Annotated in this window: 12 protein-coding genes; 3 read left to right on the top strand and 9 right to left on the bottom strand. The window is 55.3% G+C overall.

Annotated elements, in window-relative coordinates; translation table 11 throughout:
- The first annotated feature begins 35 nt into the window (after positions 1–35).
- Complete coding sequence (locus LA756_RS20925; protein WP_224436669.1) at positions 36–3,386, top strand: PVC-type heme-binding CxxCH protein; 3,351 nt, start codon at positions 36–38, stop codon at positions 3,384–3,386.
- 10 nt (positions 3,387–3,396) lie between these two features.
- Here LA756_RS20925 and LA756_RS20920 read toward each other — a convergent pair whose 3' ends face one another.
- The 4 genes from LA756_RS20920 to LA756_RS20905 all read right to left on the bottom strand — a co-directional run bounded on the left by LA756_RS20920 (position 3,397) and on the right by LA756_RS20905 (position 10,068).
- Positions 3,397–4,407 carry a PHB depolymerase family esterase gene (locus LA756_RS20920; protein WP_224436668.1) on the bottom strand — a complete coding sequence of 337 codons (1,011 nt, stop codon included), beginning with the start codon at positions 4,405–4,407 and terminating at the stop codon, positions 3,397–3,399.
- Positions 4,408–4,444: 37 nt separating this feature from the next.
- On the bottom strand, positions 4,445–5,221 hold the full coding sequence (locus tag LA756_RS20915; protein WP_224436667.1) for an SDR family NAD(P)-dependent oxidoreductase: 777 nt from the start codon (positions 5,219–5,221) through the stop codon (positions 4,445–4,447).
- Positions 5,222–5,446: 225 nt separating this feature from the next.
- On the bottom strand, positions 5,447–8,713 hold the full coding sequence (locus tag LA756_RS20910; protein WP_224436666.1) for an efflux RND transporter permease subunit: 3,267 nt from the start codon (positions 8,711–8,713) through the stop codon (positions 5,447–5,449).
- Between the two features lie 2 nt (positions 8,714–8,715).
- Entirely contained in the window at positions 8,716–10,068 is a 1,353-nt protein-coding gene (locus tag LA756_RS20905; RefSeq protein WP_224436665.1) for an efflux RND transporter periplasmic adaptor subunit, read from the bottom strand.
- Between the two features lie 124 nt (positions 10,069–10,192).
- Here LA756_RS20905 and LA756_RS20900 point away from each other — a divergent pair, with 124 nt between their 5' ends.
- Positions 10,193–10,846, top strand: a complete 654-nt coding sequence (locus tag LA756_RS20900) for a CerR family C-terminal domain-containing protein (RefSeq protein WP_224436664.1) — start codon at positions 10,193–10,195, stop codon at positions 10,844–10,846.
- 65 nt (positions 10,847–10,911) lie between these two features.
- Positions 10,912–12,201, top strand: coding sequence for a PQQ-binding-like beta-propeller repeat protein (locus LA756_RS20895; protein WP_224436663.1), 1,290 nt, complete (start codon positions 10,912–10,914; stop codon positions 12,199–12,201).
- A 4-nt stretch (positions 12,202–12,205) separates the two neighbouring features.
- Here the strand turns inward: LA756_RS20895 and LA756_RS20890 are convergent, their stop codons facing one another.
- The 5 genes from LA756_RS20890 to LA756_RS20870 form a co-directional block, all read right to left on the bottom strand.
- On the bottom strand, positions 12,206–12,637 hold the full coding sequence (locus LA756_RS20890) for a response regulator (RefSeq protein WP_224436662.1): 432 nt from the start codon (positions 12,635–12,637) through the stop codon (positions 12,206–12,208).
- A 150-nt stretch (positions 12,638–12,787) separates the two neighbouring features.
- Complete coding sequence (locus tag LA756_RS20885; protein ID WP_224436661.1) at positions 12,788–13,705, bottom strand: NAD(P)-dependent oxidoreductase; 918 nt, start codon at positions 13,703–13,705, stop codon at positions 12,788–12,790.
- A 449-nt stretch (positions 13,706–14,154) separates the two neighbouring features.
- Positions 14,155–14,736 (bottom strand): hypothetical protein, encoded by a 582-nt coding sequence (locus LA756_RS20880; protein WP_224436660.1) that lies wholly within the window; start codon positions 14,734–14,736, stop codon positions 14,155–14,157.
- A gap of 23 nt (positions 14,737–14,759) precedes the next feature.
- Positions 14,760–15,758: a flotillin-like protein FloA gene (floA, locus tag LA756_RS20875; RefSeq protein ID WP_315858363.1), complete on the bottom strand. Its 999-nt coding sequence runs from the start codon at positions 15,756–15,758 to the stop codon at positions 14,760–14,762.
- A gap of 398 nt (positions 15,759–16,156) precedes the next feature.
- Positions 16,157–16,738: an NfeD family protein gene (locus LA756_RS20870; RefSeq protein ID WP_224436659.1), complete on the bottom strand. Its 582-nt coding sequence runs from the start codon at positions 16,736–16,738 to the stop codon at positions 16,157–16,159.
- Positions 16,739–16,747: the final 9 nt, after the last annotated feature.

The following is a 16,747-nucleotide window of genomic DNA, read 5'->3' as shown; positions in this document are numbered from 1 at the left end:
AGGCCCGCCCCAATAGCTCTGCTAGAGAGAATTTAATGTTGAAAACTGCGCATGCCGTTTCCCGCTACCTAATCGCGTTGGCGATTGTTGCCTATTGCGGGACTTGCCTGATGGCTGAAGTCCCGGAACCTGAAACTCCGCAGCTTGCTCCCGCTTCGGACGAAGGAGAAAAAGCGATCTCCGGTTTCAAAGTTCCCGAAGGTTTCGAGATGAGCCTTTTCGCGGCCGAACCGATGACGGCAAATCCAGTCGCATTCTGCCTGGACGATCTGGGGCGTGTTTATGTGGCGGAAACCTACCGGCAAGGGCAGGGGGTCGAAGACAATCGAAACCACAACTATTGGCTCGTCGACGATCTTGCAGCTCAATCGGTCGAAGATCGTCGAGCCTACATTCTGAAGCACCACCCTGAGGCAGCTCAGAAGTACACTCAGCACGACGACCGCATTCGCATGCTTGTCGACACCGACGGCGACGGCAAAGCGGACAAAGACACTGTCTTCTCTTCTGGCTACAATGATATCGTTGAAGGAACCGGTGCCGGAGTGCTCGCCCTCGACGGCGATGTCTACTACACCAACATTCCCCATGTCTGGAAGTTGACGGACAAGGACAACGATGGCGTCGCAGACGAGAAAGTCTCGCTTAGCGAAGGCTACGGAGTCCGGTTTGCATTTCGTGGTCACGACTTGCATGGCTTGACGCTTGGCCCCGACGGGAAGATCTATTTCAGCATCGGCGACCGCGGCTACAACATCGAAGTCAACGGAACCCGGCTAAAGGATCCAGGATCGGGTGCAGTCTTCCGCTGCAATCCAGACGGTTCGAATCTGGAAGTCTTCTGTACCGGGCTTCGCAACCCGCAGGAACTTGCCTTCGACGACTACGGCAACTTGTTCACGTGTGACAACAATTCAGACAGTGGCGATCAGGCCCGCTGGATTTATCTGGTCAAAGGTGGCCACACCGGATGGAACATGGCTTATCAATACCTCAGCGACCGCGGTCCTTGGAATCGCGAAAAGCTGTGGCATCCTTTCCATGAAGGTCAGGCCGCCTACATCGTTCCTCCGATCGTCAACATTTCGGATGGTCCGAGCGGCCTGGTCTATTACCCTGGCACCGGCTTCGGCGATTCCTTCAAAGGAACGTTCTTTCTGTGTGATTTCCGCGGTGGTCCAGCCAATAGTGGGATTCGCACGTTCCGCATGGAGCCCAAGGGGGCAACGTATGATCTGGTCGATTCCGAACAGTTCCTGTGGAAGTGCCTGGTAACTGACGTTGATTTCGGCCCTGACGGCGCGATGTACGTCAGCGACTGGGTCGACGGATGGACTGGGCTCAACAAGGGTCGCATTTATCGTTTGACAAAAAACAATCCAGACGACGCGAAGTTGATTGCGGAAGTCAAAGAGTTGCTTCCGAGCGATTTCACCACCAAATCGGACGAAACGCTAATCAAGCTGCTTGGTCACACCGACCGCCGCGTGCGCATGAAAGCCCAGTTTGCTCTGGCCGCCGGTGACAAGCTGGATGTCCTTAATGCTGTCGCCAAAGATGCCGAGCAACCACAATTGGCACGTCTCCACGCGATCTGGGGTATCGGACAGATTGCGGAACAGAAGTCGAAGATCTCGGATCGCGTCAAAGCGGTCGAGTTGCTTTCGACTCAATTGGTTAAAGATGAAGACGCCGAAGTACGTGCCCAAGTTGGTCGCGTACTTGGCGAACTGCGTGTGATCTACGGTCTGCCGGCACTGCTGGAAGATGAAAACCCACGCGTTCAATATTTCGCGATGATCGGTCTCGGCAATGCAGGTCCTCATGGCGATCCGAATCAAGTCATTGACCGAGTGGCCGCTATTCTCGCAAAGAATGCCGACCAAGATCCTGTTCTTCGTCACGGTGGTATCGTTGCGTTGGAAGGAATGCGTCACCTGCAATCGCTGGCAGACCTGGCCAACCATCCTTCAGCGAGCGTTCGCATTGCGGCTGTCGTGGCTTTGCGTCGCCTGGAAAGCCCGACCGTTGTTCGCTTCCTTTCGGATGGGAACGAACTGGTTGTCACCGAAGCGGTTCGTGCGATTCACGACTTGCCGATGGAAAACGCCATGCCTCAGGCAGCTCGTCTTATCGATGCTGGCTGGAAGAACGATGCGTTGCTTCGTCGCGTTCTCAATGCCAACTTCCGCCTCGGCGATCCCGAGAACGCAGAAGCGCTGGCTCGGTTCGCGACGCGTAGCGATATGCCGGAAGCGATGCGATTGGAAGCATTGGCGATGCTCGAGACTTGGAAAAAGCCTGGCGAACTCGATCGTGTGATCAATTTCTATCGCCCACTGGAAGATCGTGACGAAAGCGTTGCCAAAGAGGCACTCGCTAAAGCATTGCCCAAGCTGCTTACCACCGACGAAGGCGTGCGCAATCAAGCCGCCAAGCTTGCAGCGTCGTTTGGCATCAAGGAAGTTGCTCCTGTGCTCATCGGTTTGGCACAAGATGATAAGCAGTCCGCTCAAACACGAGCCGATGCGATTGCCGCGTTGGCAAATGTCGACGCCGATCAAGCTTTGCCGATCGTCCGCGAAGCGTTGAAATCGGATCAGCCAGTTCTGCGAGCGGTTGCCCGAGATCAAGTTGCCCGCTTGGCTCCTGCGGAGACTGCGAAGACGCTGGCCGATGGTATCTCAGCCGATTCAACGGTCGAACGCCAGAACGCTCTGGCGACATTGGCCAAACTGAAGCCGGAAGGAACGGACGAAATCGTTTCGGCCGCGATGACCAAACTGCTTTCGGGCGACTTGCCGGAAGATACACGACTTGATGTAATCGAAGCGGCAACGGCATTGAAAGACTCCGAAGCGATCTCGTCGCTATTGGAGAAGTATCGATTGTCGCTCGATCCAGCCGATCCACTTGCCGAATACCGAGTCGCACTTTCCGGCGGCGATTTCGAGCGAGGGCGCAAGATTTTCTACGAGAAGACGGAAACCTCCTGCGTGCGTTGCCATCGTGCTATGGGCACCGGCGGACGTGTTGGCCCAGAACTGGACGCGCTGGGTCAAACCAAGACGCGTGAGTATTTGCTGGAAGCAGTCGTCCAGCCAAATGCCAAGATTGCCGAAGGGTTCGAGTCAATTCTCGTGTTGACGGTCGACGGCCAAACCTATTCCGGCGTGCTCAAAGAAGAGACCGACGAAGCGGTGAACCTGGTCGATGCCGACGGCAAATTGATCACTATTCCGCAGGACGATATCGAAGGTCGCAAGAGTGCCAAGAGCCCGATGCCAGAAGATATCTACAAGCATCTCTCGAAGGCAGAACTCCGCGACCTGGTTGAATTCCTGGCTGGCTTAAAGAAGAGCGGATCTTCCGCAGGTCACGAGTAAGCGTATCGGTTTACTCGACGCTCTTTTTGAAAAACGACCATAACTCGTCGGTCGCGTTCAATTTACTTACGTTGGGTCCCGTCATACTGGACGGGATCGTTCGATTGGCGCCTGGCCAGGAATGGCCGTGCCCTTTCAAGTAGAGAACGGTTACTTCCGGTCCGTTGTTCGTTGAAGGATAGCGGACCTTTTTGATCGCGTCATCTTCCGCAATGACTTTCGGCTCCGAAGCACAACCGCTCGCTTCAGCCCACGTCTTCAGGAAACTCTCGACCGCAGGCGTCGTCCGCGTGCCCCACGGAAGTGTCGACTCGCCGCCTTCTAGCGGCAGTAACGGGTCTTCGGTGCCATAAACATAGAGCATCGGCAGAGGTCTTGCCGGCTTGGGATTTTCAATCGCAAGCATTCCGGCAACAGTACCAATCGCGGACAGTCGGTCCGACATCTCCGCTCCCAAACGAAATGTCATACTCCCTCCGTTGCTGTGACCGGTCGCGAACACCTGGGAAGCGTCATGGGGAACTTTGGTTTTCAATTCGTCCAAAAGCGTGCGAATATACGCGACGTCATCAATCTTTGAGCGAGGGGAACCCTCTCGCAGTTGACCGGTATTCCAGACTTGAGGATTGGCCAGAAAGTTGGCTGGCAGCCGTGGCCGCGCTGGCAATCCATTGGGGGCAACCACCACAAAGCCTTCTTGATCAGCTTTGGCGGCCCAATTGTCATGATTCAATATTGAGTCGGCTCCGCCTCCGCCGCCATGCAGCACGATGACCAGCGGAGGTGGATTAGTCGCTTGATATCCCTTGGGAATATGGACAACCGCCGTGCGTTCAAACCCCTCGGACGTGGTCGTAATTTCGTACTGCCCCGGCGAGAGTGGCGAGGAAAGTTCCGCGGCAGTCGAGGAACTCCGTCCCCAGATCATCCAGCCAACGAAGACCGAACCAAGCAGCAATACGAACCAATGGCGTCGACGAAACATGGCAACCTCGCGGCGAATGAGTTGATCGTTACCCATCCATACCCTTCGCCGCGAGCGTTGGTTTCAGCCAAAACTAGGTTCCAAGAATCACGCCACCATCTACCCGAATCGCGGCCCCGTTCGTCGCACTGGAAAGAGGCGAACAATAATAGGCCGTCGTATTCGCAACTTCCTCGACTTCGGCGAACCGTTGGATCAACGAAGTTGGTCGAGCCGTTTGGAAGAATTCCTTCTCAAATTCCTCCTTCGACTGATTCGCGTCTTCGGCCAAATTGCCGACGAAATCGGACACCCCTTCCGAAGCGGTCGGCCCAGGCAAGATCGCATTGACCGTCACGTGCGTTCCTTTGGTCAGTCGTGCGACCCCGTTGACCAAAGAAATGTTCGCCGCTTTGGTCATCCCATAATGCACCATTTCGGAAGGAATCTGCACACCGCTTTCGCTGGAGACAAACAGAATGCGTCCCCAATTTCGTTCAAGCATGCCAGGCAGAACCGATCGTGTCAGACGAACGCCTGACATGACGTTAATCTGATAGAAACGTTCCCAGTCTTCGTCGGGAATTTCGACGAAAGGCTTCGGTTCGAAGATACCTGCGTTGTTGATCAGGATGTCGACTTGGCCTGCCTCTTGCAGTAGCTTGTCGCAACCGGCGGCCGTGGAAAGATCGGCGGCAATTCCTCGGGCACCGTTCCCGATCGCCTTGGCTGCGTCGGCCGTCGACTGTTCGCTGCGGCCGTTGACGATCACGTTCGCTCCTTCGTTGGCAAGCACCTGGGCAATGGCGTAGCCGATCCCCTTAGTCGATCCAGTTATCAAAGCGTTCTTGTTGGCAAGCTGTAGGTCCATCGTAGGAATTTCCGGGAAAGGGTAGGTTGCTGAAAGTCAGGAAACGGTTGCGTTTCTCTATCCTAGAGTTCCCGATTCGTCGTCGCGGGAAAGAGGCGACACGAACTCTCCACGTTCACCCTGGCATTCCCATAGATTCTTCGAGGGAGATCCGTGCCGCGCAGTTTACCGCAAACTGCGATGACCGCGCGACACTTAGCTTTGAAGATCGGACAGCGGCACGTCTCAGTGAGCTGGAGAAGTCTTCGACTCACTCGCTGTCGTGAACGTGTGCGAGACGTGCGGCAAGCCTTCGCCATGCGAGTGCCCCAGCATGGAACCAGGGGCGAAGAACTCGAGAATGCTCACTTTAATCGAATAGCCGACCGGCACCAGGAACAGCACCAGCACCGTCGCAAAGATCTCGCCGAACGCGATACTCGTCGCCATCGGGATCAAAAGCTGAGCCTGGAGCGAGGTTTCCATCAGCAGTGGCAGAAGCCCCCCCACCGTTGTAATGGTCGTCAGCAAGACGGGGCGGAATCGCCGACTTCCGGCTTCGACCAATGCCTCGTTGATCGGCAGGCCTGCTTTCACACGCTGATTGATGAAGTCGACAAGCACGATCGAGTCGTTCACCACAATCCCTGTCAGCGCGACCAGACCGAACATACTGAAGAACGTCAGCGGCATGCCCATGATGGCGTGCCCTACCACGGCACCGATCGCTCCGAACGGGATAATCGCCAGGATCAAAAGCGGTTGAAAATACGACTTAAATTCGAACGCCAGCAGCATAAACATGGCCACCAACGCAACGATAAACCCATTGCCAAGGCTGCCCATCGATTCGGTTCGCTGTTCGTTCTGACCTTCCCAGCTTACGCTTAAGCCGGGGTATTCTTTCAGCAGCTTCGGAATGAAGTCCGCTTTGATACCCGCCACGATTTCAACTTCGTTGCCACGCTCCGGATCGATATCGGCAGTAATTTTGATCGAGCGTTTTTGCTTCAAACGGTTGATCTCGGAATAACCGCGGACGATATCGACTTCCGCCAACTCGGTGATCGGCCGCTCGATACCATCATCTAGACGAATACGAATATCGTTGAACGATGCCAAACGATGGCGATCTTTCTGCGGATATCGCACCATGATCTTCACTTCGTGACGACCACGTTGCACACGCATGACTTCTTGACCATAGAACGCGGCTCGGACCGTTTCCGCTAAATCAGCCGTACGAACACCCAATGCCTGAGCGTCTGGTTTGATACGGAAACGATATTCCCACTTGCCGGGAATCGAGTCGTCGGCAATATCGATCAGCCCCGAATAGGTTTCCATATGGGCTTTGGTTTTTTCGACCGCTTCTTCCAACTCGTCCATATGTTCGCTGCCGGCCAGCAATCGGAATTCGATCGGCGTCGCCCCTGGCCCCAAGTCCTGAGAACTAATCGTCAGCGACTCAGCCCCTGGAACTGGTCCCAACTCCTCTCGCCAGGCAGCAACAATTTCCATACTGCTGATCTCGCGCAGTTCCGTATCTTGCAGTTCGATTTCAACACTACCGACATGACTTCCGCTTGCTTCGCTGGCATTCGCTCCAGGAGGACCACCCCCGGAAACTTGCGAACCTACAGTGCGAAACGAAACAAGGCCCAAGCTTTCTCCTTCCGGCGAGAGCTTTTCATTGACCGCCCAGAATGCTTCTTCAATCTGCTTGGTCCATGCCTGGGTGACTCGTTCCGGGGTTCCGTCCGGGAACGTCAACTTGGCTTGGACCGTGTTGCCATCCAGCTTCGGAAAGAAGTCGATCGGCGCGAGGCCTGAGCGAACGATTGCGGCTGTCAACAAGATGGCCGTTACGCCAAGTCCACATACGATAATTCGATTGGTCAATGCCCAGTGCAGACTTGGCTGATAAACGTTGCGAATGAACCACTCCAGGATCCGGGTCGTCGTGTTGCTCGCAAAATGAATGATCGGCAACATCCATGCGAATATGAATAAGATGACGCCGAGGAACTTCATGAAACCATCGTTTTTGTGGGCCAGGTGACACGGCAAAATCGTCACACACTCAAACAGCGACGCCAACAGAATGGCAATAATCGCCATCGGCATCACGGCCATAAACTTACCCATCACGCCACTGACAAACAGAAGCGGCAGAAACGCCATCACTGTTGTCGCCGTCGACGAAGCGACCGAGCTCATCACTTCGGTGGTGCCATCGACCGCGGAATCCATAAGCGGTTTACCCATTTGACGATGGGCATAAATGTTCTCACCCACGACAATCGCATCGTCCACCACAATACCAAGCGCCATTAGGAAACCGAACATCGAGATCATGTTCATCGTTTCCCCAGCAGCAAACAGATAGATGCCTGCGGCGAACAGAGAAAACGGAATCCCCATCGAAACCCAAATCGCGAGTTCCAGATCGAGAAACAAAATCAACAACACGAAAACGATGATCAAACCATAAATGGCGTTCTCGACCAAAAGATTCAATCGACCGCGGACTTCGACCGATTGATCGCTCCATGTCAGAAGCTCGTAACCGCTGGGCAGCTTCTTTTCCGAAACATAGGTCTTCACCACGTCGACCATCTTCAGAAGGTCTTCGTCCGAGCTACGCGAAATGGTCATTGCCATGGCCGGTTTGCCTTGGATGTAGGCTCGCGACGTCGTATCGGCCAGCTCGTCGCGCACCGTGCCTAGGTCTTCGATCGTCAACACGGCTCCGTCGATTTTGGTGATCAACGGTAACTCGGCAATATCGTCTCCCGTGGTACGTCGATTGTTACCACGCAGCAACACCTCTTGCGATTCGCCTCGGATCGTGCCCGCTGGAAGTTCGCGATTTTCACGGCGAATAATTTCAGCGACCGTTCCCAGTGTCAGTCCATGAGAACGCAGCACGGACTCGTCCATTTCAACATCGATCTGGTATTCACGATTGTTGATGAAATCGACCTGTGAAACCCCTTCGAGCTGCAACAGCTCGTCACGCACCTTTTCAGCAACCGAACGCAACTGCAGTTGGGCTTCTTCGGTATCAAACTCTGGGCCAATCACGCCGACACGAATGGCTGGACGACGTGTTGTGACACGGCGGACTTCCGGGTCTTCCGATTCTTCGGGGAAACTCGGAATTCGATCGATCTCGGAGCGGACTTCATCCAGCACGCGATCTGGATTGGTCACCGACGTCTGCAATTCAATGACGATACTTCCCACACCTTCGGCCGCGACGGAAGTAACTTTTTTGATTCCTTCCAACGATCGAACGGCTTCCTCGATCTTCTGGCAAATGCCTTCTTCTACCTCTTGCGGAGCCGCTCCGGGATAGGGCACCTGAACGAGGATCATGTCCAGATCGAAGTCAGGAAACGTCTCGCGCTTCATGCTCGAAAGGGAGTAGCCCCCGACGATAATCGCGGCGAGCATCAAGATATTCATGGCGGGCGTGTTGTTAATCGCCCAGCGAACGATGCCGTGCATAGTTACTCGACTACCTCGACTTTCGCGCCGTCAAATGGTGAAGCAAGTGGTGACACAACGACCATTTCGCCTGGTTGAATACGTCCTTCACCTGCGTAGACAAGTGCCGTCTCGTCGTCAGAAACCGCCACTGATATCTCTCGACGCTGTAGCTTGTCGTCTTTGACAACCCACAACCGATTTCCGGGATAAATGGCCGACACAGGAACGGAAACCAAAGGCGAACGTGGATTCACATGCACATCGACTTGCACGTACATCCCGACCATCAACGTCGGCACTTCATCCAAAGTATCGACATGCCCATCGTCCGTAATCCGCTGCACATGAAGCGGGTTTTCGACTTGCACGCGGCAAGGAATCATTCGCGTTTGCTGGTCGATTTCGCCACCGTCGTAGCGAGAAATCTTTCCGTCCCAGACATACACTTCGTTCCCAATTCGATACTGCACCGTTACCGGCGTTGGGGGAAGTTCGTAAGCGCCACGCTTTTTCGTTTCGGTCGAACCTGTCGACGATTCCCACAGCCACTTCATTTCGTGTGCTTGAAGGCTGCACTTGATCTCGAGTTTCGAGGTATCGCGGATCTTGCAGATTAACGTTCCCTTTTGCAAGTAACTGTCTTGTTCGACGTTATCTTCCACAACGACACCATCGATCGGCGACTTGATCGTCGTACGACTTAACATCAACTGCGCGGCGGCGACCTCAGAGCGAATCCGATCACGAGCGTTTTCGAGGCGACTCTTCGACGTCTTTAACAACGCCAGCTGGTCTCGCTGAGTTTGAAGCGACGTCTTCGCCGTCAGTTCCGCACGCAGCGCATCATCCAGACTCGATTCCGTGGTCGCGTTTCGACTGACCAGGCTACGAATTCGATCGGTCGAGCGAGTTTGAATTACGAGATTCTGTTCAGCCAACTCGATCTGACCTTCGGCCGACGCAATCTGAACATCCAATTCCGCGATGTTCCCTTCCGCTTGATCGAGGTCCTCTTGCAGGCGCTCCAGTTCCAAGTCATAGTCTCGGCGGTCGATCAGCACGATCGGTTCGCCAGCGGAAACCACGCGACCGACGCGCAGCTGATCCGATTTTTCGATCACGCGTCCATCGACTTCGGCAGCCAACTGGATTTCGCGATACGGAACGACAACGCCATCGACGTCAAAAGTGATGCCGGACTCGTGAGGCTCGATCGCTTTCAGCTCAACTAAGCGAATGTCTTCCGGAGGTGGCTGGTCCGATTCCGTTTTGGCTTGGCCCAGAAACACAACCGCAGCGACACCACCCGCCACCAGACAGAGGGAGATGAGCGACTTGAGAGCCAGCTTTAAAATGCTGGTGTACTTCGACATAGGACGTCTCGTGGTACCCAAAATCGAGAATTGCCAATTTCGTTAGCTACGTTAGTATTAAACACGTGTTTAACTCGATAGTATCGACGAAACTCTAAAAAAACAATCGCAAGATTCCAAATTCATGAATTCGTCACAGCCTGACGCCAAGCAGCGACTGCTCGATGCGGCCATCCAGGAATTTGCCCTGCATGGCTACGATCACGGTACGGTTCGCCGCATCTGCGGTCGGGCCGACGTGAACGTAAACGCTGTCAAATACTACTTCGAGGACAAAAAAGGGCTCTACATCGAAGCGGTCAAAGAGGCCCACCGAGCCCGTCACCGCTCGATGGCTCCTAGCGGTTTTATCCCTCCCGGCGATGATCCGAGCATGGAACCCGAGGTCCGCCTGAAAGGATTTATCCGTCAAATGGTCGGCATGGCGATGTCGGCCCAGGATCGGATTGACCACAAACATCTGCTGATCTTTCGGGAAATGTCCGATCCGTCCGGGGCGACCAAGGACATCGTTCAGGAATTCATTCAGCCCCATTTCGAACGACTCGACGGAATCTTGCGGCAGTTGTTGCCAGCGGATACGTCGGACGCCGATCGCCACATGTTTGGGTTCAGCGTCGTGGGGCAGTGCATGCATTACAAAATGGCTGGGCCGATCATCAACATGCTGATCTCGCAGGACGAGCTGCAAGCGTTGACCGCCGATCGCGTCTCGGACCACATTTTCCAAGTGATCTCGGCGGCGATTGCCTATCGTCACCGCACCGATTCCGCTTGATTTTCTGCGGCCAATCCATCACGCTGCTGGCTGTCGCGTCCTCGTTCTTTTCACGGAGGTTTGCCATGCGGATTCTCTTGGCCAGCACGATCTTGTTTTTGCTTTTCAGCACCACCGCGATCGCCGACGATTGGCCACAATGGCGTGGCCCGAAGCGTGATGGTGTCTGGCGTGAACGTGACATCCTCCGCCGCTTCCCAGAAGATGGGCTCCGGCGCCAATGGAGCGTCCCGATCGGTCCCGGCTACAGCGGACCAGTGGTGGCCGATGGGTACGCCTACGTCACCGATCGGGTCGTGGAATCGGAACAAAAAGAGCGTGTCCACTGCGTCGACATGATTAATGGGAAAAAGCTCTGGACGTTTGAATATCCGTGCCAATACGTCAACATCGGCTATATGGCAGGCCCCAGAGCATGTCCGATTGTCGACGACTCAAACGTCTATACGCTCGGAACGATGGGCAACCTGCACTGCTTGAATGCGATCACTGGCGACAAAATCTGGTCGCGCGATCTGCGAAAGGACTTTCGCATTCGTATGCCGCACTGGGGCATCGCTGCTTCACCACTGATTTGGCGGGACTACATCATTCTGCAGATTGGCGGAGCGGACGGAGCATGCGTCGTCGCTCTCGATAAGGACAGCGGCGAAGAAGTGTGGCGTAGCTTGAACGATCAAGCCTCGTACTCGTCGCCAATCATGATCGAACAAGCAGGTCGACCGACGGTTCTTGTCTGGACCGGCGATAGCGTGGCTGCCCTGGATCCGCACGATGGGGACGTTCGTTGGCGATATCCTTGGGCGCCAAAGGACATGCCGATCGGCGTTGCGACTCCGGTCGTTCAAGGAGACCGTGCGTTTTTTACTTCGTTCTACGATGGTTCGCTGATGCTGCGAATCGATCCGCATGAGTTTCGCTACGAGGTTCTCTGGCAGCGGATGGGTCGATCGGAAAACGATACCGACGCGTTGCACTCAACAATCAGCACCCCGGTTTTCGAGGGGAATTACATCTACGGCATCGACAGCTACGGCGAGTTCCGCTGTTTGGATGCGACCAATGGCGACCGCATCTGGGCCGATCAAACGGCAACACCGAAAGCTCGTTGGAGTACCGTCCATTTCGTCAAACATGGCTCGCGTTATTTCCTGTTCAATGAACGAGGCGAACTGATCATCGCGAAGCTTTCCCCCGAAGGCTTCCACGAGATCGATCGAGCGCAAATCATTCAGCCGACGCGCGATCAACTTTCGCGACGTGGTGGCGTTTGTTGGTCTCACCCCGCATTTGCCGACGAGTGCATCGTCGCTCGCAACGACGAAGAGTTGATCTGCATTAGCCTGGAAGACTAACGACTTACCAACCGGTTCGCGAATCGTTGATCGCTTGCTCGAGAATCGCGACCACCGTGTTAGGATCGTACGGCTTGCGAACGTAAAAGCGTGCTCCGCTTCGGCGAATTTCCCGCACCGTCCCTGCGTTGCCATTGGCACTGAGGATGATGATCGGAATCTCGCTCGTCTGGGCCGCGTCGGTCAGTTGGGCACAAACATCTAAGCCGTTGACGTCCGGAAGATTCACGTCCAGCAAGATCGCCGCGGGACGCTCTTTAAACGCCAGGCGAATGCATTCGCCACCTTGATGGGTTACGATCGGATTGTAGCCGCGACGCTTGACGAAGTGGGCGAGAGCCTCGCAAATATCAGGCTCGTCGTCGCAAATAAGAACTTCCCCCTTCATCTCGAAGTCGGCTAGTTCTTCCATCTTTGGGTTGGCTTCCGCAATCATGCGAGTCCCCGTTTGCGTTTCGCCTTTGAGAATCGGTCAGTCCATCGAACCCTCAAGGATGCCGCATGGATTGATGATGTCAAAACGCAACGGTTGCGAAAACACAACGTTTTTCGCAGGCCGCCTCCCTACAATCCTCAAAGTCTGTTTCTACCGATTCTTCCAATCGATATCGTTCAATTGGCACAACGCCAATTCCAGGGCGTGCGTGCCGAGGCGTCCATGTCCTTGAGCTTTCACCGCTTGATAAAGCTGTTCGCCGAGGGCCAGACCTGGCAGGGCGATTCCCATCTTGCGTGCTTCGGCCAGCGCGATGCCCATGTCTTTGATGAAGTGCTCGACAAAGAAACCGGGGTCGAAGTTGTTATTGATAATCCGCGGTCCCAAGTTCGACAACGACCAGCTTCCTGCTGCCCCGGACGCGACGCTTTGCATGACCGTTTCCAAGTCGAGGCCTGCTTTGTGACCATACAGCAATGCTTCGCAAACGCCGATCATCCCAGTGGCGATCAAAGTTTGATTGACCATCTTGGTGTGCTGCCCTGCGCCGGGACCTCCTTGGCGAACGATCGTTTTGCCCATCGCTTCCCAGCATGGCTTCAGTGCGGCAACAACGTCTTCGTCCCCTCCTATCATGATCGACAGCCGAGCTTCTTTTGCTCCGATGTCGCCGCCTGACACCGGGGCATCTACGCTGTGCACTCCGCGGGCTTTTGCCGTCTCGGCAATCTCGACGGCCAGTGTCGGTTCGCTGGTTGTCATGTCGACGATGATGTTGCCTGACTTGCTGCCGGCGAGGACTCCTTCGTCCCCCAAAATCACTTCGCGGACGTCTGCGGGAAAGCCGACGATCGTGAAGATCACGTCGCTCGCTTCGGCCACTTGCTTCGGCGTGTCGGCCCACTGGGCTCCCTTGGCAAGCAAGTCGGCGGCTTTCTCTTGGGTGCGGTTATAGACCGTGGCGGAGAAGCCATTGTCGATCAAATGGCCGCACATGCTGCTTCCCATAACGCCGGTGCCGATCCATCCGATTTTGGTTTTTCCTGGGGCGATTTCGATGCTGGGCATGGCGGTGACTCTCGGAAGAAGTTCGTGTTGGCGATGGATCATCAAGGGACGCTGCCGGAACCAATCTCAATCACATCTTTGCCGAGGTGGCGATTGTTTTTCGGGTTGGCTGCGGTGCGAAATGGGTAGACGCAACTACGATTGTACCACACTGTACAGGCGTCATTTGTCGCGGTGTTGTAAGTCACGCTGCGAGAAACGTTTAACGGCAGATTTGCGTGGAATTCCGTTCGACCGCGAATCGCAAACGACGCTTCAAGCCAGATTTTTCCGCCCAAGATGCCGCACACTTGGTCAACACTTCAGCGATAGATGCGCAGACTTTATCAATACTTCGCGCAGACTTCAGCGAGAATGAAAGAGACTTCGCGAGCAATGCGTCTCAAACAGCCACGCAAGCGAAGTGATCCAGAAGCGCAGAATGGTCGATTCTGCGCGTTTCGTGAAAATTACCGACGCGGGATCTGCCGGCGGTTGATGATCTCGCCGAGGATGAACGCGTTGCGAACCTGGGCAGGGTCGCGAAGCATGGCTGCGATCGCTGCGCCCGCGTTCTGCGAAGAGGGGGTCACTTCGGTATCGTAGCTAAACTGCTCTGCTTCGTAGTGGTTCTCTTCCGCTGCGGCCGAATGGATCGGCGAATCGAACGCGTATGGCTGGGCTTCGGTCGCTCGCTCAGGCTCAGTATGCGTCGTGTCGATCTTGGATTCGAGATGATGATCGCGTAGCGATTCGTGGGCCGCTTCCGCTTCGACAAGTTCATCGTCGTAATCGTCTTCGACCGATTGAGCTGGAACGCGGGAAGACGAACTGGGCTGACCGCCACGACGGCTTTGCTCCAGGAAGTCTTGGATTTCTCGTTCCAGGTCAGATTGAGGTTCTCGCCTGCGACGGTTTCCGCGATCGTCTTGCACGGCTTTCCCTCCTAACAATTGCAGCAAATAAGGTCCGAAGATAAAGACCACAACCACGCCGATTCGTATCAGAATCTCGATCGCGTCTGCTTCGGCAAGTAAATTCCAAAATCCCACGTTGGGCGTCCTCGGCTGGTGGGTTACTTATTCGAGCCGATCACGCCGCCGCTCGACTGAGCGATCGACTTCCGCATGTCGGTGTCGGCTTGAACGTTTCGCAGCGAGTAATAATCCATGATGCTCAAGCGGCCGTTGTGAAACGCTTCGGCAATCGCTTTGGGCACTTCTGATTCGGCATCGACAACCGCTGATCGGGCATTTTCGATCTCGGCGAGGTTCTCGCGTTCTTCGGCGACTGCCATCGCACGACGACCCTCGGCACGTGCCCGGGCGACTTGCGTGTCGGCTTCGGCCTGATCGGCTTGCAGCCGAGCCCCGATGTTTTCGCCAACGTCGATGTCGGCGATATCGATCGAGACAATTTCAAACGCCGTGTTGGCGTCGAGTCGGCGCGAAAGCACGGCCTTCGAGATTAAGTCGGGGTTTTCCAGCACGTTGGAATGGGTTTCGGCCGAACCGATCGCACTGACGATCCCTTCGCCGACGCGGCCGATGATCGTTTCTTCGGTCGCACCACCAATCAGTCGTTGCAAGTTGGCACGCACGGTCACGCGAGCTTTCACTTTCAACTGAATGCCGTTCTTAGCCATCGCGTCGAGCGACGTTCGCTTGGCGTTCCGGGGTGGGCAATCGATCACTTTCGGATAGACACTCGTCTGAACCGCTTCCAGCACGTCGCGACCGGCCAGGTCGATTGCCGTTGCTTCGCGGAAGGTCAACTGAATCGTTTTCGCTTTGTTGGCGGCGATCATCGCTTTGATCACTTGCGGAACGTTACCACCGGCCAGGTAATGGGCTTCGAGTGCTTTGGTAGTGATGCCGGACGAATCGCCCAGGCCGGCTTGAACGGCCATGATTTTACCGCGAACGATCATCTTGGCGTTGACGTTTCGGAACGACATGCCGAGCAGATCGAAGATGGTGATCCCGGCTCCTGTCCAGATCGACTGAATCCAAAGCCGAAAGTAAAACGCGAAGATCCCCAGAATGACCAACATCAGCAGCGCCGCGGCGAGCATGCCGATGATCATAACGTTGGTCCAGAAACTAGCCGCCACAAGGGCATGGTCTACGAGGTTTAGCATGAGGTGTTTGTCGACTGTAGGGCCGTGGTGTTTTCTTAAGTGAGTGCTGCGACTTCTATCTGGGGGCCATGCTTACATTTGCGTAGGCATGGATTTAAACCGACAACTACCAGGTGCCATGCCGTCGTCTTCGTTGGCATGCTTTTATTGGTCAGGTATTGGTACCCTAGCCCTCTTCCCTGCGAGGAAGAATGGACTGGAAATGTTCGTTTCGATTTGCCGTAGGGCCTGCGTGTCGTGGGTCGCCAAGTTGTTTCAGGTGTTCGACCCGCGACACGCGGGCCCTACGGGTGCGAGTTATGTCACCTGTTATGCCATTCTGACAGGGAAAGTCAAGCAAAGGGGTCGTCTTCGAAGATCTCGTCGTTTCGGGTCGTGAGGGACTCGGCTCCTTCTTCCGCGTCGGCGGCAACGGGGGCGTCTTCCATTTCGTCGACTTTGGCGACAAGGATTCGGTTGCCTTCCACTTCGATGACTTCAATTAAATCGCCTCGATCGGCCGCAGGGCCAATGATGATGACGTCCCAGTGCTCGCCGTCGATCTCGGCCACACCGCTGGGCAAAAGGTTGCTTTTCGCGATCCCACGGCGGCCGACCAGTTCTGTATGCACGTTGCTGTTTAAATCGTCCTGCGACTGTTCGGTGGCTGAATCAAGCAGGATCATGCGTCCCAGCGGCGTGTAGGGCCAAACGCGAATGGCCATGCCGATCAAAATTGGAACGGTAATGACCGTGGCGGCGAGGAACGCAGTCCCCACGGCGATGTCGCACTTCAAATAGGCGTAAATAACTGCCCCCACGAGCGCGACCGCCGCGAGAAAGCCCAGCACACCCCCGGACGGGATGAACATCTCGAGCACAATCAGCGCGAGGCCTGCGAACAGCAGGAGCAGGGCAATGATAATGGGTGACATGGTCGATCT

It is taken from the genome of Bremerella sp. TYQ1 (genome assembly GCF_020150455.1).
GTDB lineage: Bacteria > Planctomycetota > Planctomycetia > Pirellulales > Pirellulaceae > Bremerella > Bremerella volcania_A.
Note: the sequence above shows the minus strand (reverse complement) of the source record. Positions and strands in the feature narration are given on the sequence as shown.

What these genes read in the sequence shown, in the direction of transcription:
- LA756_RS20925 (WP_224436669.1), top strand. Translation starts at nt 36, where the DNA reads ATGTTGAAAACTGCGCATGCCGTTTCCCGCTACCTAATCGCGTTGGCG.
- LA756_RS20920 (WP_224436668.1), bottom strand. Translation starts at nt 4,407, where the DNA reads ATGGGTAACGATCAACTCATTCGCCGCGAGGTTGCCATGTTTCGTCGA.
- LA756_RS20915 (WP_224436667.1), bottom strand. Translation starts at nt 5,221, where the DNA reads ATGGACCTACAGCTTGCCAACAAGAACGCTTTGATAACTGGATCGACT.
- LA756_RS20910 (WP_224436666.1), bottom strand. Translation starts at nt 8,713, where the DNA reads ATGCACGGCATCGTTCGCTGGGCGATTAACAACACGCCCGCCATGAAT.
- LA756_RS20905 (WP_224436665.1), bottom strand. Translation starts at nt 10,068, where the DNA reads ATGTCGAAGTACACCAGCATTTTAAAGCTGGCTCTCAAGTCGCTCATC.
- LA756_RS20900 (WP_224436664.1), top strand. Translation starts at nt 10,193, where the DNA reads ATGAATTCGTCACAGCCTGACGCCAAGCAGCGACTGCTCGATGCGGCC.
- LA756_RS20895 (WP_224436663.1), top strand. Translation starts at nt 10,912, where the DNA reads ATGCGGATTCTCTTGGCCAGCACGATCTTGTTTTTGCTTTTCAGCACC.
- LA756_RS20890 (WP_224436662.1), bottom strand. Translation starts at nt 12,637, where the DNA reads ATGATTGCGGAAGCCAACCCAAAGATGGAAGAACTAGCCGACTTCGAG.
- LA756_RS20885 (WP_224436661.1), bottom strand. Translation starts at nt 13,705, where the DNA reads ATGCCCAGCATCGAAATCGCCCCAGGAAAAACCAAAATCGGATGGATC.
- floA (WP_315858363.1), bottom strand. Translation starts at nt 15,758, where the DNA reads ATGCTCGCCGCGGCGCTGCTGATGTTGGTCATTCTGGGGATCTTCGCG.
- LA756_RS20870 (WP_224436659.1), bottom strand. Translation starts at nt 16,738, where the DNA reads ATGTCACCCATTATCATTGCCCTGCTCCTGCTGTTCGCAGGCCTCGCG.